General features: G+C 68.8%; 17 protein-coding genes and 5 pseudogenes. 11 read left to right on the top strand and 11 right to left on the bottom strand.

The features are described 5' to 3' along the window. Positions 1–532 (bottom strand): annotated as a pseudogene (locus ACWD26_RS42690) (hypothetical protein); the annotation flags it as partial. Between the two features lie 45 nt (positions 533–577). After that, positions 578–937: an alpha/beta fold hydrolase gene (locus ACWD26_RS42695; protein WP_451278946.1), complete on the bottom strand. Its 360-nt coding sequence runs from the start codon at positions 935–937 to the stop codon at positions 578–580. A gap of 548 nt (positions 938–1,485) precedes the next feature. Here ACWD26_RS42695 and ACWD26_RS42700 point away from each other — a divergent pair. From ACWD26_RS42700 to ACWD26_RS42710, 3 genes and pseudogenes are all read left to right on the top strand, one after another. Then, positions 1,486–2,154 carry a TetR/AcrR family transcriptional regulator gene (locus tag ACWD26_RS42700; protein WP_451278948.1) on the top strand — a complete coding sequence of 223 codons (669 nt, stop codon included), beginning with the start codon at positions 1,486–1,488 and terminating at the stop codon, positions 2,152–2,154. A 117-nt stretch (positions 2,155–2,271) separates the two neighbouring features. Further along, the gene (locus ACWD26_RS42705) at positions 2,272–3,270 is read left to right on the top strand and encodes an NADP-dependent oxidoreductase (protein ID WP_451278950.1); all 999 of its coding nucleotides are present in this window, start codon (positions 2,272–2,274) and stop codon (positions 3,268–3,270) included. Positions 3,271–3,394: 124 nt separating this feature from the next. Continuing rightward, a pseudogene (locus ACWD26_RS42710) lies at positions 3,395–4,213 on the top strand (IS5 family transposase). A gap of 6 nt (positions 4,214–4,219) precedes the next feature. Here ACWD26_RS42710 and ACWD26_RS42715 read toward each other — a convergent pair. Continuing rightward, positions 4,220–4,654, bottom strand: coding sequence for an Rrf2 family transcriptional regulator (locus tag ACWD26_RS42715; RefSeq protein WP_451278952.1), 435 nt, complete (start codon positions 4,652–4,654; stop codon positions 4,220–4,222). Positions 4,655–4,778: 124 nt separating this feature from the next. Between ACWD26_RS42715 and ACWD26_RS42720 the strand changes: the two genes are divergently transcribed. Beyond that, complete coding sequence (locus tag ACWD26_RS42720) at positions 4,779–5,534, top strand: SDR family NAD(P)-dependent oxidoreductase (protein ID WP_451278954.1); 756 nt, start codon at positions 4,779–4,781, stop codon at positions 5,532–5,534. A 629-nt stretch (positions 5,535–6,163) separates the two neighbouring features. Here the strand turns inward: ACWD26_RS42720 and ACWD26_RS42725 are convergent. Together ACWD26_RS42725 and ACWD26_RS42730 are read right to left on the bottom strand one after the other, a co-directional pair. Beyond that, positions 6,164–6,586, bottom strand: coding sequence for a GNAT family N-acetyltransferase (locus tag ACWD26_RS42725; RefSeq protein WP_451278956.1), 423 nt, complete (start codon positions 6,584–6,586; stop codon positions 6,164–6,166). Between the two features lie 80 nt (positions 6,587–6,666). Then, positions 6,667–7,541 (bottom strand): IS5 family transposase gene (locus tag ACWD26_RS42730; protein ID WP_451278957.1). Its coding sequence is split into 2 segments (ribosomal slippage): positions 6,667–7,151 and positions 7,151–7,541, totalling 876 coding nucleotides; the frame shifts between segments, so codons are not numbered across the junction. A gap of 175 nt (positions 7,542–7,716) precedes the next feature. Between ACWD26_RS42730 and ACWD26_RS42735 the strand changes: the two genes are divergently transcribed. After that, positions 7,717–8,952 (top strand): IS110 family transposase, encoded by a 1,236-nt coding sequence (locus tag ACWD26_RS42735; protein ID WP_451278959.1) that lies wholly within the window; start codon positions 7,717–7,719, stop codon positions 8,950–8,952. A 33-nt stretch (positions 8,953–8,985) separates the two neighbouring features. On the opposite strand, the pseudogene ACWD26_RS42740 reads toward ACWD26_RS42735, so the two are convergent. Beyond that, positions 8,986–9,357 (bottom strand): annotated as a pseudogene (locus ACWD26_RS42740) (helix-turn-helix domain-containing protein); the annotation flags it as partial. Between the two features lie 72 nt (positions 9,358–9,429). On the opposite strand from ACWD26_RS42740, the gene ACWD26_RS42745 reads away from it, so the two are divergent. Beyond that, positions 9,430–9,813, top strand: coding sequence for a hypothetical protein (locus ACWD26_RS42745; protein WP_451278961.1), 384 nt, complete (start codon positions 9,430–9,432; stop codon positions 9,811–9,813). A gap of 374 nt (positions 9,814–10,187) precedes the next feature. Here ACWD26_RS42745 and ACWD26_RS42750 read toward each other — a convergent pair. Next, positions 10,188–10,628, bottom strand: a pseudogene (locus ACWD26_RS42750) (transposase); the annotation flags it as partial. A 5-nt stretch (positions 10,629–10,633) separates the two neighbouring features. Between ACWD26_RS42750 and ACWD26_RS42755 the strand changes: the two are divergent. Both ACWD26_RS42755 and ACWD26_RS42760 read left to right on the top strand, forming a co-directional pair. Beyond that, positions 10,634–10,879 (top strand): annotated as a pseudogene (locus ACWD26_RS42755) (transposase); the annotation flags it as partial. Positions 10,880–11,161: 282 nt separating this feature from the next. After that, positions 11,162–11,986 (top strand): IS5 family transposase, encoded by an 825-nt coding sequence (locus tag ACWD26_RS42760; protein WP_451278963.1) that lies wholly within the window; start codon positions 11,162–11,164, stop codon positions 11,984–11,986. A 118-nt stretch (positions 11,987–12,104) separates the two neighbouring features. Here the strand turns inward: ACWD26_RS42760 and ACWD26_RS42765 are convergent, their stop codons facing one another. The 3 genes from ACWD26_RS42765 to ACWD26_RS42775 form a co-directional block, all read right to left on the bottom strand. Then, on the bottom strand, positions 12,105–12,701 hold the full coding sequence (locus ACWD26_RS42765) for a hypothetical protein (RefSeq protein WP_451278965.1): 597 nt from the start codon (positions 12,699–12,701) through the stop codon (positions 12,105–12,107). 90 nt (positions 12,702–12,791) lie between these two features. After that, entirely contained in the window at positions 12,792–13,043 is a 252-nt protein-coding gene (locus ACWD26_RS42770; RefSeq protein WP_451278967.1) for a hypothetical protein, read from the bottom strand. Between the two features lie 287 nt (positions 13,044–13,330). After that, a complete protein-coding gene (locus tag ACWD26_RS42775) occupies positions 13,331–14,641 on the bottom strand; it encodes a hypothetical protein (RefSeq protein ID WP_451278969.1) in 1,311 nt (436 codons plus the stop codon). Between the two features lie 500 nt (positions 14,642–15,141). Here ACWD26_RS42775 and ACWD26_RS42780 point away from each other — a divergent pair, with 500 nt between their 5' ends. Together ACWD26_RS42780 and ACWD26_RS42785 are read left to right on the top strand one after the other, a co-directional pair. Beyond that, positions 15,142–17,358, top strand: a complete 2,217-nt coding sequence (locus tag ACWD26_RS42780; RefSeq protein ID WP_451278971.1) for an NB-ARC domain-containing protein — start codon at positions 15,142–15,144, stop codon at positions 17,356–17,358. Between the two features lie 75 nt (positions 17,359–17,433). After that, entirely contained in the window at positions 17,434–17,679 is a 246-nt protein-coding gene (locus ACWD26_RS42785; RefSeq protein WP_451278973.1) for a hypothetical protein, read from the top strand. A gap of 342 nt (positions 17,680–18,021) precedes the next feature. Here the strand turns inward: ACWD26_RS42785 and ACWD26_RS42790 are convergent, their stop codons facing one another. Next, positions 18,022–19,074 carry a LacI family DNA-binding transcriptional regulator gene (locus ACWD26_RS42790; protein ID WP_451278975.1) on the bottom strand — a complete coding sequence of 351 codons (1,053 nt, stop codon included), beginning with the start codon at positions 19,072–19,074 and terminating at the stop codon, positions 18,022–18,024. Positions 19,075–19,175: 101 nt separating this feature from the next. Between ACWD26_RS42790 and ACWD26_RS42795 the strand changes: the two genes are divergently transcribed. Continuing rightward, complete coding sequence (locus ACWD26_RS42795) at positions 19,176–21,068, top strand: amidohydrolase (protein WP_451278977.1); 1,893 nt, start codon at positions 19,176–19,178, stop codon at positions 21,066–21,068. The last annotated feature ends 69 nt before the right edge of the window (positions 21,069–21,137 follow it).

The raw sequence follows: 21,137 nt of genomic DNA on the forward strand, positions 1-21,137 counted from the left end.
GTGCCGCCTCACGACTGTGAGGCGGCACGCGCACGACGGGCCGCCGGCCGCCGCCCGGAGTCGGGATCGGCGGCGCGGGCGGCGTGTTCAGACGGCAAGGAAGTCGGCCACCTGCTTGGTGAAGGCCTTGGCGTGCTGGAAGAGGAAGGCGTGGCCGGCGTCGCCGTAGAGGAGGAGGGTGGCGTTGGGCAGGTGCTGGACGGCGACGTAGGAGGTGGGCGGGGACCATCACGTCGTGCAGGCCGTTGGCGTACAGGACGGGCTGCTGGATGCCCTCCAGCTCGGCCTGCACCTGGTCGAAGGGGGCGGCCAGGAGCTGGCCGATCGCGGCGAGCATGCCCTGGGCCGCCGCCCCGGAGGCCGCGGGGCCGCCGGCGGCGAGACGGGTCGCGACGTGGGCGAAGTGCTCGTGCCCGGAGGCGCGGGCCGCGTCTGTTTCCGGGTAGAACAGGTACAGCATGTCCTCCAGGTCAGCGTCGGGCTTGGCCATGATGCCCAGGACCTTCTCGCTCGCCTCCGGCGCACCGGGCACCCAGCCGGTCGGACGCTGCCCGCCACGACGATCTTGCGTACCAGCTCAGGGCGCCGCGCGGTCAGGCGCTGGGCCACGAAGCCGCCCAGGGACCAGCCGAGCAGGTCGACCTACGTGAGGCCGAGGGCCTCGATGAACTCGACGGCGCCCTCGGCGAAACCCGTCGAGGGAGTCGCGCGGCTCGCCGGTGGTGTAGCCGACGCCGACGTTGTCGAAGACGATCACGTCGTGGTCGGCGGCCAGGTAGTCCAGGAACTCCGGGTCCCACCAGTCGATGGTCGCGCGGAACCGCTGCAGCAGGACCAGCGGGACACCGCCCTGCGAACCCATGCGCCGGTAGGTGAACCGCGCGGACGGACCCTCCGCCGTGAGATTCTCGGCCTTGTCTGCCAGATATGTACTCATGACGTCCTTCAGTTGTTGGCGGGTGCCCGTCAGATCCCTCGGGCCCGCTCACGCATGACGCGGAGGACCAGATGGGCTGTGGGACGGGGGGCCGGCGCCCGACGTGGCGAGCCGGCGTTGTCGATCAGGTCGCGTCGCTCAGGACATCCAGCCGAAGAAACGCCAGCGCAAGGATCACCCCGGTGGCCTCCGACTCGCTACGATCGCCATGGAATCCGCCTCGCCGAGCCACGAGCAGGGATGGCTCGCCGAACGAGGCGATTGAATTACACTCGTAATGCTAAGCACGGGCAACCCCTCGCGCACAAGTGGGTCCCAGCGACGAGCGGAGCCTGGCGGCGCGCCACGGAACGAGACAGGGGGTCGCCGACTGGAGCGGGCCCCCATGACGTCGGGCGCGACCGGCGGACGCGAGGCCACGCGACGGCGGCCCGCCCTCGACTGCATGGCCACCGATGCCCGGAGTTATTGAATTACGTTCACAATACAATACATTGGAGGAGTCGACGGAGGGCGAGTGCCCCTCCCGGCACACAGGGGAGGGCGCGGTGCGATACGGGAAAGAGCACAAGCGGGCGACCAGGCAGCGGATCATCGAGACGGCCGGCCGCCGCTTCAAGAAGGACGGCATCGACGGCTCGGGCATCGCGGCCCTCATGAAGGACGCCGGGCTGACCAACGGCGCCTTCTACACCCACTTCACGTCCAAGGACGACCTCGTGGCCACCACGATCGCCGACCAGCTGCAGGCGCAGAACGCGAGTATCGTCGCGCACGCGGAACCAGGCCGCGCCGGCGTCGAACAGATCGTGCGCTGGTACCTGTCCCCCTGGCACCGCGACAGCCGCGACGCCGGCTGCCCCTCCGCCGCCCTGCTCGACGAGATCGGACGCTGCACACACCCGACCAAGCAGGCGTACACCGACGGCGTACTCGTGGTCGCCGACGGCATCGCCGCCCGCCTGGCGCCGGACGACCCGCTCTCGGTCCGCACCAGGACACTCAGCACCTACGCCATGATGGCCGGAACGCTCCAGCTCTCGCGGGCCCTCGCCGACCGGCAGCTCGCCGATGAAGTCCTCGAGCAGGGCATGCACGACACCCTCGCGCTGCTGGGCGTTGAGCGCGAGCACCCCAGGCCGGCGCACCCGCGGGAAGATGCGGGGCGGCACCCAGCCCGCCCTCCCTCGCACACGGCGCCGAGGCCTCGCCCGTAGCGCGACAACCGCACCGGAAGAGCTTGCCGTGCACACCTCCGCAAAGATTGAAGTATGCTCGTAATTCAAATAGTCGACCGGGCCCGTGGGCCGGATCAGCCGGGAGAGCAGGCGGACATGAAAGCCTTCGTCGTCGAACGCTTCAGCAAGGACGGCCTGCGGGCCACCGAGGTACCGGAACCCCAGCTGGGCGACAGTGACGTCCTGATCCGGGTCCACGCCGCCGGTGTCAACCCGCTAGACTCGAAGATCCGCAACGGGGAGTTCAAGCTCATCCTGCCCCACCGTCCGCCGTTCACGCTCGGGCACGACGTCGCAGGCGTCGTCAGCCGCGTCGGACCCGCGGTGCACAGGTTCAAGGCGGGCGACGAGGTCTACGCCCGGCCCCGCGACAACCGCATCGGGACCTTCGCGGAGCTCATCGCGATCGACCAGGACGACGTCGCGCTCAAGCCGGCCTCGCTGTCCATGCCGGAAGCCGCCGCGGTGCCCCTGGTCGCCCTCACCGCATGGCAGGCACTCGTCGAGAGGGCCAACGTGACCGCCGGCCAGAAGGTCCTCATCCACGCCGGCTCCGGCGGCGTGGGCACGATGGCGATCCAGCTCGCCAGGCGTCTGGGCGCCACCGTCGCGACGACCACGAGCACCGCGAACGTGGACTGGGTGAAGAGTCTCGGCGCCGACCTCGTCATCGACTACAAGCACGAGGACTTCGCCACGATCCTCACCGACTACGACGTCGTGCTGGACCCCCTGGGCGGCCAGAACCTCGCCAAGTCGCTGACGGTGCTGAAGCCCGGCGGCCTGGCGATCGGCCTCAGCGGCCCGCCGGATCCCGCCTTCGCCCAGCAGATCGGAGCCTCATTGCTGCTGCGCATCGCCATGACCCTGCTGAGCCGCCGCATCCGGCGGCAGGCGAAGCGGGCGGGCGTTCGGTACTCGTTCCTGTTCATGCGGGCCGACGGGCCACAGCTGCGAGAGCTGACCAAGCTCATCGAGGCCGGACACCTGCACCCCGTCCTGGACCATGTGTTCCCGTTCGACGCGACGCTCGACGCCATCGCACACGTCGACCAGGGCCGCGCCAAGGGCAAGGTCGTCGTCACGCTGGACTGACGAGCTCGCACATGGCTGGCGGTCAGGCGTCGGCGGGGCCCGGTGTTCACATCTGTCGTGCAAGAGGCCCTAACAGAAGTTGTTGATCAAGTAACCATCCGCTTGTCTGCTCGTTGGTCGGGTAGTGGGGAAGCGTCAGTCGCGGCCGTGGATCGTGTCGGACGAACTGTGGTCGCTCATCGAGCCGTTGTTGCCGGAGCCGGGGCCGAAGCTGGTGGCGGGCCGGCCGCGGGTGCCGGACCGGCAGGTCCTGTGCGGGATCCTGTTCGTGCTGCACACCGGCATCCAGGGGGAGTACCTGCCGCAGGAGCTGGGCTTCGGCTCAGGGATGACCTGCTGGCGGCGTCTGGCCGCCCGGAACGAGGCCGGCGTGTGGGAGAAGGTGCACCTGGTGCTGCTGAAGAAGCTGAGGCCGGCGAAGCAGCTCGACTGGTCGCGGGCGGTGATCGACTCCTCCCCCGTGCGGGCGGCCCGGCGCGGCCCCAAAGCGGTCCCAGCCCGGTCGACCGCGCACGGCCGGGCAGCAAGCACCACGTCCTCACCGACGGGCAGGGCATCCCTCTCGCGGTGTCGCCGACCGGCAGAAACCGTAACGACGTCACCCAGCTCCTGCCCCTGCTGGACAAGGTCCCACCAGTCGCCGGCGTCGTCGGCAGGCCACGGCGACTGGTGGGACATGCTCTTCGCGGACCGCGGCTACGACCACGACAAGTACCGGCGGCTGCTGTGGCAGCGAGGTATCCGTCCAGTGATCGCCGAACGCGGCCAGCCGCACGATTCCGGCCCGAGCATCTTCCGCTGGGTCGTCGAACGCACCATCTCCTGGCTCCACGGCTCCCGCCGCCTGCGTATCCGCCGGGAACGACGAGACGACATCCACGAAGCCTTCCTCGACCTCGCCACCTGCCTCATCACCCACCGCCACGTCCAACGCCTTCGTTAGGACCTCTTAGCGAGGTGCCGCGAGTACGTCCCGGAGTACGTTCTCGAGCGTGACGCGGGCCAGCTCGTGTCTCAGGGTCTGCTCGATGCCCTCGTAGATGCCCTGCATCGCCGGCTGGATGCCGTGACCCACCACGCATCCCTGGTCCGGGGTGGTGCGGTGCATCGCGAACAGCGGGCCGGGCTCCACTGCCTCGTACACGTCGAGCAGGGTCATCGACTCCAGCTCGCGCGCCAGCGACCAGCCCGCGCCCACGCCCCGCCGGGACTCCACGAGCCCGGCCCTCCGCAGCTCGCCGAGCAGCCGTCTGATCACCACGGGGTTGGTGTTCGCGCTGGTCGCGATCTGCTCGGAGGTGGCGACCTCATGGCCCTGGCGCTGGTAGAGGCCGATCCAGGCCAGTGCGTGGGCGGCGATGGTCAACCTGCTGTTGGCGCTCATGGACTCTTCCTCTCGGCCACAACGCTTCATGTTACGCGTAGTCGTAACAGTGAAGGTTGCAACAGGCTGTCGTAACAATTAGCGTTACGACTGTTGGGAAAAATCAATCAGCGAGGTGAGAAGAATGAGCAAGCCACTCCTGGGCAAGGTCGCCCTGGTCACCGGGGGGTCGCGCGGACTGGGAGCCGCGACCGTACGGCTGCTGGCCGAGCAGGGCGCCGACGTCGCCTTCACCTATGTCAGCTCCGAGAAGCAGGCGCGAGCCGTCGTCGACGAGGTGCACGGCAAGGGAGCGAAGGCCGTCGCCTTCCAGTCCGACCAGGCGGACATGAGTCAGGCGCCGGCGCTGATCGACGACGTGGTCGCGCACTTCGGCGGCTTGGACATCCTCGTCAACAACGCGGCGATCTCGGTGGAGCAGGGCCGCACGGTGGACGACCCGGACGCCGACACCGCCGCACTGGACCGGATGCACGCCACCAACTACCTCGGCGTGATCGCCGTCATCCGGGCCGCCTCCCGGGTGCTGCGCGCGGGCGGCCGCATCATCACGGTGAGTTCCGGATTGGGCTCCCGGGTCGGTGCCCCGGGCCTTGCCGACTACTCGGCGACCAAGTCAGGGATCGAGAGGTACACCATGGGGGTCGCTCGGGACCTCGGGCCCCGGAACATCACGGCCAACGTCGTGGAGGCCGGACTCATGGAGGGCGGCATGGAAGGACCGGACCCCGACACCCTCAAGGCCCTGGTCAGCTCGCTGTCTTTGCAACGCATGGGTCACCCCGATGAAATCGCCGCGGCGATCGCCTTTCTGGCGAGCCCCGCCGCGTCGTACGTCACGGGCGCGGTGCTGGACGCCCACGGTGGCTACAACGCCTGAACCGGAACCCTTGCCGCGCGCCCCGAAAGACATCGCACCTTCGGGGCGCGCACCGCCGACGACCCGCGACAAGGCGTACGACTCGAAGGTTGTGCGCGGTGAGCTGCGACGCCGCTGCATCCAGGCGCTGATCTCCCGCAAGTGCTCCCTGAACATCAAAGGCCTGGGCAAGCTCCGCTGGTCGCCGAGCAGATCGCCCTGCTCCACCAGTTCAAATGCCTCGTGGTCCGCCGGGAACGATGTATCGAGCTCCCCGACGCCTTCGTCGTCGATGACGACCTGGTGGTTGGTGGAGTACCGGTAGTTCTAATAGGTCATCGGTGAGCCCGAGCGTGTGAGTGCAAGGGTCGCCAGGCGAGGTGGAAGCCTGCCGCCCTTCTGGGACTGGATTCCCGTAGTCAGACCGGCTCTGCCCCGCCCGCGTCCTGCCGGGCGGAGACCTTCGGTAGTTCCGGGACCTGATCTCTCGTCAAAGACCGGTCCCGCCCGGCAGAACCTCGGATACCACCGGCTTTCATGTCCCCAGCCCGCCGACAGGGGCCGACCTCTCAGCAGTTCGCGAGCCCATGAGCTCTCTAGGGCGTGTATCGAATGTCAGTGCTGGGCGAGCAGCGGATCGTTGACAGCTTTCAGTCCTCAGCTGGCTTGACCAGGCGGAACATGCCAGTCATGTCGCCGCCGGTGAAGCCGTTCCGCTGGTAGAGCGAGACAGCTCCATCCGTGGCGAACAGTCCGACGAATGCCGTGGCCGGTGCGGTGCTTGCCACATGGTCGAGCAGCCGACGCACCAGTGCCGTTCCTATTCCGGCTCCCTGGTAGGCGGGCAGTACGGCGAGGTCCTGGATGTAGAAGTACTTGACACCGTCCCCGACCAGGCGGCCCATGCCGACGACATGGTCGCCATCCAGGGCGACCACGCCGGCCAGGGATCCGGCCAGGGACGCGGGCATCGTGTCCCAGTCAAATGCGGTGGTCCAGCCGACCGCTTGGGCGAGCCGGCGGTGCTCGGACGGGGTGGGCAGACGGTCGAGAAGGATGAACGTGTCGATCACAGGGCTGATCGTCGGGCAGCAGTGTCGGTGGAGCAAGGGATTTACCCACCCGCATCTCTAATTCGCGCAGGTCGGGACCGTCACAACCACTCGTTGATGGCGGCGATGTGCACGGTGGCTTCGTAGCGGACGGCGAGTTTCTCATAGCGGGTGGCCACCGCCCGGTGCCTCTTGAGGCGGTTGATCCCGCACTCGACCGCGTGGCGCTCGCGGTAGTCGGTCTTGTCGAACTTCGGCGGACGGCCGCCTCGGGAGCCGAGTTTCTTGCGGTTGCGGACGTGATCGGCCTTGTCCGGAATGGTGCAGCGGATCCCGCGTCTGCGAAGGTAGGCGCGGTTTTTTCGGGAGGTGTACGCCTTGTCGGCGCGCACGCGGTCGGGCCGGGTGCGAGGTCTACCCGGTCCGACGCGAGGCACACGGATTGCCTTCAGGACGGGCTCGAACTGCGGGGAGTCACCGCGCTGCCCGGCCGTGATCACGATCGACATCAGCTTCTGCCCCTGCTCGACGGCCAAGTGCAGCTTGGTGGTCAGGCCGCCTCGTGAACGTCCGAGGCCGTGGTCATCCGGCTCGATGGCGATGCCGCCGGGCGGTTCCTTCTGTAGATCCCCCTTTTCCTCGCCCCAGCGGCGTGCTGGTAAGCCCGGCAGACGGTGGAGTCGACGTTGATGTCCCAGATGATCAGGTTCTTCGCGTCGGCCTGAGCCTGCAGCTCGGTGAAGACCCGCTTCCAGGTGCCGTCCCGCTGCCAGCGGCGGAACAAGTCATACACCCGGCCCCAGGGCCCATACCGCTCCGGAACATCCCGCCACGGCGTCCCGGTCCGGGTCCGCCACCGTATGCCGTCGATCAATTGCCGCCGGGTCCATATCAGCGGCCGACCTGGCTTCTTGCCTTTGGGTAACAGCGGCTCCAGCCGAGCCCACTGTGCATCAGTCAGATCTCCACGCGTCACGAACGAAGATCATCCCATGGTCAAGATCCACTTTCGATACACGCCCTAGCAGACCGAGGTCCCTGCCGGTCGCTGGAGACACGAACGGCTCATGAGATGGCGTGCCTCGAGCACTTCTATTAGAGCGCCGCGTGCTCCGCACGGACCCACCTGCAGGTTGATACGGAGGCACGAGTTGAGCACGATCTTCTGTGGCATTGACTGGGCGGAAGGGCACCACGACATAGCCCTGGTCGACCTGGACGGAGCCCAGGTGGCCAAGCTACGGATCAGCGACGACAGCGCCGGCTACCACGCACTGATGGAACTTCTGACCCGGCACGGTGACACCGCGGAGGATCCGATCCCGGTCGCCATCGAGACCCCGCGCGGGCTCCTTGTCGCCTGCTTGCGGGCCACCGGCCGCCAGATCTACGCGATCAACCCACTGGCCGCGGCCCGCTATCGCGATCGCGCCAGCGTCTCCCGAGCCAAGTCCGACGCGGCCGACGCGCGGGTCCTGGCCAACATCCTGCGGACCGACCGGCACGCCCACCGACCACTGCCCGACGACAGCGAAGCCGGGCAGGCCGTCGCCGTCCTGGCCCGCGCTCACCAGGACGCAATCTGGGACCGGCAGCAGATGATCAACCGGCTCCGGTCACACCTGCGCGAGTACTATCCAGCCGCCCTCACCGCTTTTCACGGCCCCGGAAAGCCCGGACTCGACTCGCCACGAGCCCGCGTGATTTTGACTGCCGCACCCACGCCGGCCGACGCCGCCAAACTCACCCGCAGCCAGCTGCGCGCGTTGCTCAAGCGTGGCGAGCGTCCACGCTGTGGAATCGAAGCCGAGGTCGAGCGGCTTCGGACAATCTTCCGCGCCGACTGCCTCCGGCAGCTGCCGCAGGTCGAACAGGCTCTGGGACATCAGGCAGTGGCGCTCATCCGGCAGGTCGACGCCGCCTGCACGAGCGTCGCTCAGCTCGCGGTGGCGGTGGAGGAAGCATTCCTCGCGCACCCGGATGCTGACATCATCACCAGCTTCCCAGGGCTGTCCGTGCTCTCCGGCGCGCGCATACTCGCCGAGATCGGAGATGACCGCGAACGCTTCGCAGACGCCCGAGCCATGAAGGCATACGCCGGAGCGGCCCCTGTTACACGGGCCTCTGGCCGCAGTCACGTTGTCGTGGCCCGGACCGTCAAGAACCAGCGACTGGCCTCAGCCGGGCACATGTGGGCCTTCGCAGCTCTCCGTACGCAGGCTCCACGCGCCCACTATGACCGACGGCGTGCTGGTGGAGAGCGCCATACCGCAGCTCTCAGGAACCTGTTCAACAAACTGCTCGGCTGCCTCTACCACTGCCTACAGCGCCGCACGCTGTTCGACCCCGATCGTGCCTTCACACCACCCATGGACCTGGCCGCCTGAGCACCAACTTGACCTACCAGCGACATGAGATGTCTTCGAACGCTCGGCGACGGTGTGGTCCCGGGTGGGGACCAGGGTGCCGTCCACGATGAGCACGGTGTCTTTGGCGAACCGCTTGCGGGGCTGGAGGGCGAGCATCGGCCCGAGGTGGTCGATGATCCGGTCCGCCGCGGACTTCGAGACCCCGAACAGCGGTGCGAGCTGCCGCATGGTCAGGTTCGTGCGCCAGTAGGCCGCGACCAGCAGGGCACGGTCCTCCAGCGGAAGGCCCCATGGCCGGCCCTTGCGAAGGGCATCCGCATCCTGGCGCCGCAGAAGGGTCACCAGCTTCCCGAACTGTCTCGGGCCCAGCCCAGTGAACGGGGCTATCCAGGACAGTTCCGACGCCGTGATCACACCAGTCACAACGAAATCATCTCAGTTGCCGAGGCTGCCCCATCTCCTCGATCCTGTGTGTTCGGCGAGCGGGGTGGGCACATGGGGCTGATTCTTTTCCCAGGCGACGGAGACAACAGCAGTCCAGATGTCTCCTGGTCCTACAGCGGCTTTGCCGCGTTTCGGCAGCGTCTGGCCGAGGCCGAGGGGTTCATCCTCTCTGAGATGTGGGGCTTCGGCGGTGAGCGTCCGTGGAGCGAGATGTCCACCGCTCTGGAGCCACTCCTCGATCATCCGGATGTCGGCGGTGACGACCTCTCGGCCACCGAGTGCGCGTCGATTCTGGTCCGGCTGGAGGCGATCACCGACCAGTGGGCACAGGAAGGCGGCGATCAGCTCCTCCAGCAGCACATCGAGGATGCCCGCCGGCTGGCGGGCATCCTGCGGGTCTGTATCGAGAAGGACGTCCCGCTGGCCTTCCTCTGAAGCCCACCGACCACAGCACCACTTGCGGGACAACTCTTAGCTTGTCCTACCGTGCGCACTGCCGCTTCGGTCGAGCTGGTGGGCTGGGGCGACTGACATGCTTCGGGGCATGGAGTCCCGCAAGAACCCCGAGAAGAGCCCGTTGCGCCTGGCTGATGTCTGCCCTGATCTTGTTGGCGAAATAGTTGCCCTGCTGCGGGACTCACATCCGGGAGACCCGATCGCGGACTCGATCTCGAGCCTTCCCTTTCACGGGATCTGCCGCAACTACGTGCTGACCGCTCCAGAAGGGACGCCGTCGCCGTGGGTCATCGTGCTGGAGCGTGAACAGGAGACGGTGTTCCTGCTGGGTGTTGATCCGTCTCGGTCTGTAGTCACGTGGGTTGATGTGCTGGACGGACGAGATCCGTCTGCTGCATTGACGGGTCAGTGCTGACTGACGCGTCTGGGCTTCGTTCCCTTTCTGTGGTGTGTTGGACGGCTGTAGGCCTCACCGGTGGCGAGGATCCGGCCCATATAATCATGACGGCGTGCTCGCTGCCCCAGGTTCCGGGGTCGCCGAAGACGAACTCGCCGCCGTGCTTGGGCGGTCGGCCGCCCTTGGGGTCGTAGACCCGCGGCGGTGTCGGCCTGCGCATCACGCGGTCCGAACGAAGCCGGCCGAGGATGTCGACAGGCAGCCCTGCCAGTAGGTGGGCGATCCGCGGGGCGTCGTATCCGGCGTCCAGCACGACCAGGACCTCCGGGTCACCCGGTTTCCACTGGCCGGCGTCGACGAGTCGCTCGACGACCTCACGGATCTGCACCGTGGTCACGGCGAATCACCGCTCGCAAGCCCGGAACCAGGGGTTTCCCCCCGATCCCGAAACGGTGGGCGGTCGAGCGGACCTACGGCTGGCTCATGCTCCACCGCCGCCTCGCGCGTGACTACGAAACCCTTCCCAGCCGCTCCGAAGCCGTGATCCACATCGCCATGACCGACCTCATGGCCCGCCGCCTCACCGGCGAGAACACGATCTCCTGGCGCGACCCGACGAAGGCCGCGAAACAACCGATTACGGAATGAAACATCGGACGAAAACGACCTCTGAGTGAGCGTTTGGTTCGCCTATCTGATGGTTAATGCTGATTTTCAGCGGCCAGACATGAGCACTGAACCAGGCGATCCGCCCGAATAACGGCTTCTGCGCCAATAAGCAGACCAGTCATGCGCCGGGTTCCTGACAAAAGCTCCTGTCTCATTTAGAAACCACCCGGTTCACGCGAGATTGAGAGCGCACGCCCCTGTGCACCCCACGCTTCCGCACACGCCCTGCCCAGGCCGGCCGCCACCACATACCCAGGCATCATGCAGCCCTCACAGCCCTACCCCAGCGACCTGTCCGACGCCCGATGGGAACTCATCCGCCCCACTCTCGAAGCCTGGCGCCAGGCCCGCAACGGCATCCGCAAGCCCACCCACGACCTGCGCGCCCTGATCAACGCCATCCTCTACGTCGACCGCACCGGCATCCCCTGGCGCTACCTGCCCCACGACTTCCCACCTCACCAGACCGTCTACGGCTACTTCGCCCGATGGGAAGCCGACGGCATCTTCGACCAACTCACCGGCCTCTTACGCGGCAAAGTCCGCCAGACAGAAGGCCGCACCAGCGAGCCCAGCGCCTGCCTGATCGACAGCCAGAGCATCAAAACCTCCGCCACCGTCCCCCTGACCAGCCAAGGCATCGACCCGGCCAAGAAGATCATCGGCCGCAAACGGCACATCGTCACCGACACGCTTGGCCTCCTGCTGGCCGTGGCCGTCACCGCCGCCAGCGTCCACGACTCCGCCGCCGCCACCCAACTCCTGGCCAAAGTCCGCGAACGCCACCCCACCATCACCAAAGCCTGGGCCGACAACGGCTACAAGACGAAAGCCGTCGAACACGCCGCCGAGATCGGCATCGACCTGGAAATCGTCCAGCGCGATCCCGCCGTCCGCGGGTTTCGCGTCCAGCCCCGCCGCTGGGTCATCGAACGCACCCTCGGCTGGCTCATGCACCACCGCCGCCTGGCCCGCGACTACGAAACCCACCCGCACCGATCAGCCGCCATGATTCAACTCGCCTCCATCAACCTCATGACCCGCCGCCTCACCCACGAAGCCACCCCGAACTGGCGCGACAGCTAAGCCAAAATTAAACGGACAATGGCGAACCAAACGCTCACTTAGGGCCGCAGGGTGATGGTCTTCTCGCGCCGGTCCGTAGGCCGGTGCCGCCGCGGGATCGGGTGTCTGGCGGAGCGGATCAGCCGAGCTCGGTCTCGGTCGGGGCGCCGGGAGTGTGCCAGCGGACGGTGATGGTGCGGATGACTCCTTGGTCACGCATGGCCTGAACGCGGTGCTGGCCGTTGGTGAAGGCGCTGGTGGCGCAGATGGCGAGGCTCGGCGCGAGCAGGGTGTGCAGCGCGTGGTTGTCGGCGACGGGTCCGGCGGCCCGGGCCTTGTCCAGAGCGTAGGGGGCGATGTCGCATCCGGTGACGCCGTCGCGGTGGGCGTCCTCGATCAGGGTGATGGCGGTCTCGGACAGCCTCGCCCAGTCCTGCTGGTGATACCAGCAGCAGGAGGCCGGCCGTGCGGGGTGCGTGCGCCAGAACAGCAGACGGCGCCAACTGTCCGGGCCAGGCATGCAGTGGCGCTCGCGGAAGGGGCGCGGCTGGGGCAGGTCGGCGACTGGAGTGATCTCGTAGACCGGGATCTCCTCGGGCTCGGCGGGCGGCGGCTGGTAGCCGTCACCGCGGCTGCCGTCAACCGGCTGACCGAGGAGGTGCTCGACCTGTGCGGCGGTGAGCCGGTGCCAGCGGGGCCCGGTGAGTCGGTGACGGCCGGCGACAGTGAAGGTCACCAGATGGAAGGGGGACTCGTCATCGCCTGGCTCGTCGAGCTGCCGCTGGATCCACAGGGGCGGCTCGACGTCGTCGGGCCGGTGGCACCGTCAGACCGCGCTGGCGTAGGCCTCCGCCCGGTTGATCAGGCTCGGCCCGTCGTCCATGGTCTGGACGGCAAGCACGACGGGCCGGACGGCGGCGGCGGCGAACAACTGCAGGCGGAAGGCACCCGGCGTGGGCGCCTGCTCGGCGCCGCGGAACATGGGGTCGTCCACGGTGCGCTCGCGCCGGGCGGCGTGCTGGGCGAGGAGCCGGGCGACCGGATCGCCGGTGGCGTCAGGAGAAGTGTGGGAGCTCATCGCCTTGTTGTGGTCGGGGGCGTCGCGCGGGTGCCAATGGTCGGCCTGCTCAGGATCTATACCACGACCGATCCGGTCACGGTGATCGCTCCCGTTTCGTGCCGCGCGGGCGCGGCCGAGCCCACGGACGCCTGCTCATGCATCACGAGCGGCGGTGACCATCACAGCCAAGGGCGCTACTTCGCGAACCTGGCCGTGCTGGGCGGCGAGACGCTCACCGAGCGGGGCCGGTGTCCTCCGGAACACCGGCCCCCACGTGACAGGCTCGGGCAAACTGCCCGGCCTGGTCAGTCGACGAACTCGACCATGACGGTCGCCGTGCCGGGCACGTGCCGGGCGTCGCCCGCGTAGGTGACCGTGTACTGAGGGTAGGTGCTCCAGTCGGGCGGGGTGTCGCTGAAGCTGAACGTGCCCTCCCGCCCGACCTTCACATCCGGCAGCTGCACGCCGTCACGCGTCACCGTGACCGCTCTGTGCTTGGGGAAGGGGACCAGCGAGGTCAGTTTCCCCGTCACGGTGACCGGTGTGCCGACGGGGTTCGTCGGCGGGGCGGACAAGGTGATCGTGCTGGATGCCTTGGCGACGTCGGTGATGATGCCGAGAACGACCTCGCCCGAGTGGGGGAAGCGGGTGGTGAACAGCCTGTTGCCGTCGGGCGCCCAGGCCACGCCTCGGTCGAGCAGATTCGCATACCCCGGCGACAACGCGACCGTGCGGTACGCGGCGGTCTCTCCCGGCCGGTAGAGGTAGACGTCCCAGTCCCCTCCCGCCACGATCCCCGCGGCGACGGTGCCGTGGGAGTCGACAGCGACGGAGTTGGGATAGGGGCCGGTGTCGTACTGGGCTTCCTCCGTCAGGTCCGACAGGCGCCACCGCTGGTGGTAGTAGTTGGAGCCGTTCGCGGTGATCACACTGCTGCCGTCCGGCGTCACCGCCACGTCCTCGACGTCGGCGACGGCGTCGCTGTAGGCGGTCTCCCGAAGCCTGCCGGAACCCACGTCGTACACGCGCATGCCCAGCGCGCCCTGGCTCTCCGCGGCGACGAGCCGGTCGGGCGCGCCCGGCGACGAGGCGAGTCGCGGCTTGCCGTACCAGACGGGGTTGTCGTCCAGGCTGACGGTCGGGGTCGCTGCGGCGATGGCGACCGACCCGATGCCGGCGTCGAAGACGGTGGCCTGGTAGCCGAAGAACAGCCGTCCGCCGACGAGGGCGAGGCTCTCCGGTTCGGTGTCGGCGCCGGTTGAGATGCGCCGCGTCTCAGTCATGGTCGCGGTGTCGATGACGGAGATCGCGTCAGCGTCCGGCAGCGCCACGTACAGGGTGGACTCGTCGGCTGACTGGGCCATGCCCCGTGCCCCGTCGAGACCCTCCACCTTCTTCACGACCTGCCCGTCGTGGTCGGTGGCCAGCACCGCGTCGTCACCGGGCGCGCTGACATACACATGGCGGCTGTCGGCGAGGGTCTGCCAGTGCGACCGCACGGGCAGGACGATGCCGCCCTGGGACTGTGCCGCTGCCTTGCCTGGGGTACCGAGCAGATTGAACGACGCGGCGGCCAGGACCAGCGCGACACCCGCTGCGCGTCTTCGTAAATGCACCCTGGGAGCTCCTTTCGAGAATGATCCGACCGCTCGGGCGCGGCTGGCGGAGCAACTGTATTGCTCCGCACTGACATTGGGCTCCCAGGATGACCGCGTGCACCGCGCACGTCAGGCCACGGACTTGCTGCAGCCCGCGTCTCATCTGGTTTCGGCCGGACAAGTCCTGATCCGTGAAGAATCGGGGGCGACGGTAGGAGAGAGTTCCCCACCTGTCTTCGGAATCCGGGTCGTACTCCTCATCATTGGGATCCGGGCGGGCTGGAGTGATTCCGGCCGCATGGATGCGCTCAAGGGTCCGGCGGGTGTCGCAGCGCTCGTAGTGTTCGGTGACCTCGGGCAGGTACACCTACCGTCGCCCGAGGTCTTTCTGCTCGCTCTCAATGGGCGGCGGCAGCCCCAGGAGCATCTGCTCTTTCCTCTGGTGTGACTGATGACGAAACAGCCGCGCGCCGCCCTCCCATTTTCCCTAGCGTGGGTGCGAGGCGGGAGGGATTCGAGTGGGGAACCACATCAGTGGCGGGATGTTCTTCGGCACGGTCGTGATGGGGCAGCGGGTAAAGATCACCCTCCCGCGGGAGATCACCCCCGCGCTGAGCGGGCTGCCCAGGCGTGGCCGGATGTTCTCCGGGCGCGGCGACGAACTCGCCAGGATCGTCGGAGAGCTGGAGCGATTCCCGGTGGTGACGATCGTCGGCATGCCCGGGGTCGGCAAGACCGCTCTGGCGGTGGAGGCCGCCTGGCGAGCGTGGAAGGACGAGGGCCGGTTCCCCGGTGGAGTGCTGTTTGTCGAGTTGCACAGCTACAACGACCGCAACCGGGTCTCGACCCAGCAGGCGCTTACCCAGTTGCTGCGCGCGCTGGCGGTACCACGCGAGCACATGCCGAACGAGGAGCAGGAGTTGACCAGACTCTACCGCTCGGTGTTGGCGGCCTACGCCGAGCAGGAACGACGTCTGCTCATCGTGGTGGACGACACCTCTGGCGAGGGGCAGGTCGGCTCGTTGCTGCCGGCCGACGACTACCATGCCGCGCTGGTGACCTCGCGGCACAAGCTGGTGCTCGGCGAGGCCCGGACGGTCTTGCGTCCCCTGGACACGGACGCGGCGGTCGAGCTCGTCCGGCGGGTGCTCGGTCCGGACGACGAGCGGGTGGACGGCGACCGCGTCGCGGCCGAGCGGATAGCCGACCTGTGCGGCCACCTGCCGCTCGCACTGAGGATCTCGGCGGCCCTGCTGGCCGACTTCCCCGTCAAGCCGCTGGCCGAGCTCGCCGCCCAACTGGCTGAGGCGCACCGCCGACTCGACGCACTGTCCCGGGACGAGCGCACCGTCCGGGCCGCCTTCGACCTCTCGTACCAGCGGCTGCGACCCGAACAGGCCAGGCTGTTTCGGCTGTTGGCGCTCAACCCGGGGCCGGACGTATCCACCGAGGCAGCCCAACAACTGGCGAACGCGATGGTCGACTGGTCGCTTGAGGCGCTCGCCCGGGCGCATCTGATCGAGGCTCCGCGGTGGGGCCGCTGGGCCTTCCACGACCTGGTTCGCCTCTACGCGGAGGAGCGGGCCGCAGCCGACGCCGGCGAGGAACTCGACGAGGCGGAGCACCGGCTGAACGTCCACTACCTGGAGACGGCCATGGCCGCCTCGCTCAACCTCAACGACCTCGTCGCGACCAGCAACGACGGCCCGTTCACGCGTTTCCTGGGAAACGAAGGCACCGGCATCGCGTGGCTGGACGACGAGTACGCCAACCTGCTGGCCGCGGCCGTACGGGCTCAGGCGGACGGACACGACCGGCTCTTGGTCAGACTGCCCTTCGTGCTGGGCGGCTACCTGCGACTGCGCCGTGTCCTTCCCCAGTGGACTGTCCTCTTGGAAGGGGCGGTTACAGCAGGGGAGTCCCTCGGCGAGCTGGAGCTCACCGGCAATGCCCTGGACCTGCTCGGCCTCGCCCTCCAGGAGGAGGGCCGCCTGGAGGAAGCGGCCGTCGCCGCACGCCGCGCGGTGACGTGCTTCCGGAAGGCGCGCGACGGGTTTCGCGAGAACGTCGCGCTAAGCCACCTCGGCACGGCGCTCGCCCGCCAGGGCCGGTACAGGGAAGCCGCCAAGATCCTCCGGATCACCGTGGACCGGCTGGAGGAGAGGGGCGGGGCGATGACCAGCAGGGCGCACGCGCTGAAGGACCTCGGCGACGTTCTACTGCGGCTGGAGCGGTTCGAGGAGGCCGAGAAGTTCAGCGCGAAGGCTGCCAGATGCTTCTGGCAGCCGCTGAAGGACGAACTCTCTGAGGCGGAGGCACTCCTCTGCCAGGGCTCGGCCCTGCTTGCCCTCGGCGATCCGGCGATGGCACTCATCCCTCTCCACCGGGCGAGCGAGCACTTCCGCAAGCACGAGAACCTGGCGGGGCTGGCCGCAACGCTGAACCGCTACGGCTGCGCAGCGTGGAGCCTTGGCCACCGGGACCGGGCCGTCGAGGTTCTGCGCGAGGCTGCCGACTGTGCCGAGGAGGCAGGGGACCACGGCCGCCGGGCCGAGGTCGTCGACAATCTCCTCTCGGCATACACGATCCTCGGCCGGGCAGAGGAGGCGGCCCGGCTGGCTCCGGACCACGGCGCGAGAGCCCTGCAGCCGCTGCCCGACACCCAGCCGCCGTGCGCCCCGACCGACGGCGGCAGGTGGTGGCGGCGTTTCGGGTGGCCCTTCCGACGACACTGAGCGAGCCGTCCCGCTGAGCGGTCTGGCCCGAATGGGGGACCAACCGAGGCCCGGGCTCCCATCGGGGCGGTTCTCGTGACCGCGGACACCGTACGCCCGGTCCAGGCCAACTCCCCCGACGGACCGCTCTGCTCCCGCTGCTATACCGCTCCCGCCAAGCTCTGCGGCAAATGCGGCCAGCTGACGCAGCTCGCCAAGCGGGGGAAGAACGGCGAACCCGGCGTCTGTCACCGCTGTTACACCTTCGAAGGGGTCTGCACCGTCTGCGGACGCTTCCGCGATGGCGCCCACAGCCCCTGGACGGCGCGGTACTCGAGCTGAGCTGGTCGGCGGACAACGACCTTCGGGCAGCTCGAGGCCGGCGGCCGCAGCACAGTGCGGGGCTGCCCACCCGCGTGGCTTCTTCTCCACTCGCGATGATGAGACCCCGACGCTCCTTGCGCTGGAGAAACCGTCGCCTCCGGACAGGCCCGCATGAGACGGAGGGCTGGAGCAACGGTGATCGCCAAAGGCTTTGCGGTCAGCTCCGTGTGCCGGTAGGCGCAGGGGCGGGCGTCTGGTAGCCACGAACGGCCAGCGGCACACCAGGTCCCAGGGCCGGCAGACGCATACGAAACTGTCCAGCGAGGCCATGCCCCGCCGATGCGTTCCGGGGCCCTGCGGTCACGGTGTGCCGTTCCTGTGCCGTACCGGGCGCCGTGTGGACCGGCGAGGGGACAGCGCCGCCTGCACGAGCCGGTGCCGGTCCACGCCGCTGCGGGCGTTGATGAGAGCGATCAGCAGGTCGACCGCTTCGGTGCCCACCCGGTCCGGGCGGAGGCTGAGCGTGGTGACGGGCGGGGTCGTCATCGCGTACTCCGGATCCTCACTGATGCACGCCACCAGCAGATCCCGCGGTACCCGAAGGCCGTGGTGGCGTGCGGCGGCGAGGATGTTGCGGCCGGAGTCGGAGTAGACACCGATGACGGCGTCCGGTCGTGGATCGCCGTTGAGGAGTCGGCCGACCGCGTCCTGTTCGGCCGTGAAGTAGTCGGGCAGCGGGTCGTACTCTTCGACGAGGGCGGGCAGGCGGCGTCCGTCGCACCATGACTGGTATGCGCGTGCGATCAGGTGCGGGTACGCGTCGTCGTGAACAGGCAGGGAGAGCCCGATCCGCCGGGCGCCGGACTCCGCGAGGTGGTCGAGCAGGAGGCGCAGGCCCGCTTCGTAGTCGGTGTCGACCCACGCGTCGTCCCAGTGCGGCCGGGGCGGCCGGCCGTCGCAGACCATGGGGATGCCCCGCTCCCGCGGGAGGGAACGCACCGGGTCCTCGGCGCGCGGCTCGACGTGGATGACGCCGTCCATGGGCGTGTTGAGCCACATCCACGGTGACAGGGAGTTCGGCATGACCGTGAGCAGGTAGCCGCGCTCGTGCGCTGCCGCCATGGCGCTCAGCGTCAGCTGTGCGTAGTAGGGGATCTCGGTGTACGGGACGGGCCGGTCGCCGTACGTCGTCGTGGTCAGGCCGAGCACTCCGGTGGCGCCGCGGGCCAGGGCCCGGGCGGTGCTGGCCGGGGCGTGCCCGAGTTCGCGTGCCGCGGCGAGCACGCGCTGCCGGGTCGCATCGGACAGCCGTCCGGTGCCGTTGAGCGCGTTCGACACCGTGGCCGTGGACACCCCGGCCCGTGCGGCAACTGCGCCGAGCGTGGGACGCCGCCAGACGCGCGAGCTCGTCATCCGTACCCCAACAGCCTTGTGACGGCTTGTAGTTAAAACATTAATCACACACCGTACCGGGCGTCGGCGGCCGGTGCGGCCGCCGGGTGAGGAGTGATCAGATGTCAGATGTCTTCGACGGCCCCTCCGCAGGGGACGCGGGCGGCCCGCTGCAGCGGCGGACGTTCCTGGCCGCGGCCGGGGCGGGCGCCCTCGCGGTGGCCGGCGCCGGTACGGCCGCCCGGGCCGCGACCGGCCGGCCCCCGGTGCGGGTGGCCACCGTGGTGCTGAACGGGCGGGTGTTCACCGCAACCACCGGCAGCGCGCGAGCGCAGGCGGTGGCGGTCGGCACGAATGGAAAGGTGCTTGCGGTCGGCAGCAACGCGGACATACGCCGTCGCATCGGCCCCCGTACCGTCGTTCTCGACGCCGGCGGCGGTACGGTCATGCCGGGCATCCAGGACGGGCACATGCACCCGCTCGGGGCGGCCGCGCAGTCCCTGAACCCGTCCTTGGGCAATGCGAGCATGACGGTTGATCAGTTCCGCGCCAAGATCCAGGAGATGCTGGACGCCACGGCAGCGCAGGAACCGGACGGTTGGCTCCAGGTGACCGACTGGAACCCCGTCGGCCTGCTGCCCGCGGGCACCGTGGCCGACAAGTCGCTGCTCGACTCGCTGAACACCAGACGCCCGGTCTACCTGCAGGGCTCCGACTTCCACAACAGCCTCGCCAACAGCAGGGCACTGGCCCTCGCGGGAGTCGGCCGCACCACCCCCGACCCCGCGGGCGGAAAGATCGTCCGCGGCGCCGACGGGGAACCGACCGGTCTGCTGGTGGACGACGCCCAAGGGCTCGTCACCAGGGTGATCCCTCCGCACAGTCCGGACCTGATCCTCGCCACCCAGAAGAAGATGGCCGGCGCGCTCCTGGCCGCGGGCATCACGTCCTTCCTCGACGCCGCCAGCGGCGAGGAGTTCGTCACGACCTACGCCGAGCTCATGGCCGAGGGCGTGCTGCAGCAGCGCATCACCCCCGCGCTGCTGGTCGACGCGGAACTCGCCAAGAAGCCCCAGGAGGCGGCCGAGTTCCTGCGCGGCGCGCGCAAGCGGTTCGCCGGACCGGACAGGCTGCGGCTGACCACGGTCAAGGTGTTCCTCGACGGGGTGATGGAGTTCCCGGCGCAGACCGCCGCCCTGCTGGACCCCTACCTGGACGCCCAGGGCAGGCCGACCGACAACCGGGGTCCCCTCCACGTCAGCGACCGGGACTACCGGGCCCTCGTCCGGGCCCTGGACGCGGACGGCTGGCAGATGCACGCCCACGCCATCGGCGACCGCGCCGTACGCGCGGCCCTGAACGCCTACGAGGCCGTCGCCCGCCCCGGCCGCCGCAGCCGGCGGCACACCATCACCCACCTCCAACTGGTGCACCCCGACGACTACCGGCGCTTCGCCCGCGCCGGAGTGGTGGCCAGCATGCAGTTGCAGTGGGCGCTGCCCTCCTCGTTCACCAACGACGCGCTGAAGCCCTTCATCGGGCCCGAGCGGTACGCACGCCTGTACCCGGCGCGCAGCCTGGCCAGGGCGGGGGCCCTGCTGGCCGGCGGCTCGGACTGGCCGGTCGACCCGCTGCTGCCCTTCACCCAGATCGCCACCGCGATCGACCGCAGCAACCCCGAGGAGAACCAGCCGCCTCTCAACGCCCGCGAAGGGCTGACCCGCACCCAGTCGCTGGTCATGCACACCGCAGGCGCGGCGCACCAGCTGCACGACGGGGGCTCGGGAACCGTCCGTCCGGGCAAGCGGGCGGATCTGATCGTCCTCGACCGGGACGTCACCAAGGTGCCCGTGAAGGAGATCCGCGCCACCAAGGTCCAATACACCCTGATCTCCGGACAGGTGGTCCACGACGCGCAGTCACAGACGGGACGGGCCCGAGCCGAGGCGGCGCAGCACATGGGCGCGCAGGGCGCCGGCCGGGCATCGGGCGGTTCCTGCTGCCAAGGACACTGACCCGCACAGACCGACGCGCCCCGGCCCCCCAAGCAGGGGCCGGGGCGCGGCCGGGAGGGCGTGAGAGGT

The sequence above is a fragment of the Streptomyces sp. NPDC002787 genome, from assembly GCF_053592095.1.

Bases quoted from the DNA above. Each gene is read 5' to 3' on its own strand.
- ACWD26_RS42695 (WP_451278946.1), bottom strand. From the start codon at position 937: ATGAGTACATATCTGGCAGACAAGGCCGAGAATCTCACGGCGGAGGGT.
- ACWD26_RS42705 (WP_451278950.1), top strand. From the start codon at position 2,272: ATGAAAGCCTTCGTCGTCGAACGCTTCAGCAAGGACGGCCTGCGGGCC.
- ACWD26_RS42715 (WP_451278952.1), bottom strand. From the start codon at position 4,654: ATGAGCGCCAACAGCAGGTTGACCATCGCCGCCCACGCACTGGCCTGG.
- ACWD26_RS42720 (WP_451278954.1), top strand. From the start codon at position 4,779: ATGAGCAAGCCACTCCTGGGCAAGGTCGCCCTGGTCACCGGGGGGTCG.
- ACWD26_RS42745 (WP_451278961.1), top strand. From the start codon at position 9,430: ATGGGGCTGATTCTTTTCCCAGGCGACGGAGACAACAGCAGTCCAGAT.
- ACWD26_RS42760 (WP_451278963.1), top strand. From the start codon at position 11,162: ATGCAGCCCTCACAGCCCTACCCCAGCGACCTGTCCGACGCCCGATGG.
- ACWD26_RS42770 (WP_451278967.1), bottom strand. From the start codon at position 13,043: ATGAGCTCCCACACTTCTCCTGACGCCACCGGCGATCCGGTCGCCCGG.
- ACWD26_RS42790 (WP_451278975.1), bottom strand. From the start codon at position 19,074: ATGACGAGCTCGCGCGTCTGGCGGCGTCCCACGCTCGGCGCAGTTGCC.
- ACWD26_RS42795 (WP_451278977.1), top strand. From the start codon at position 19,176: ATGTCAGATGTCTTCGACGGCCCCTCCGCAGGGGACGCGGGCGGCCCG.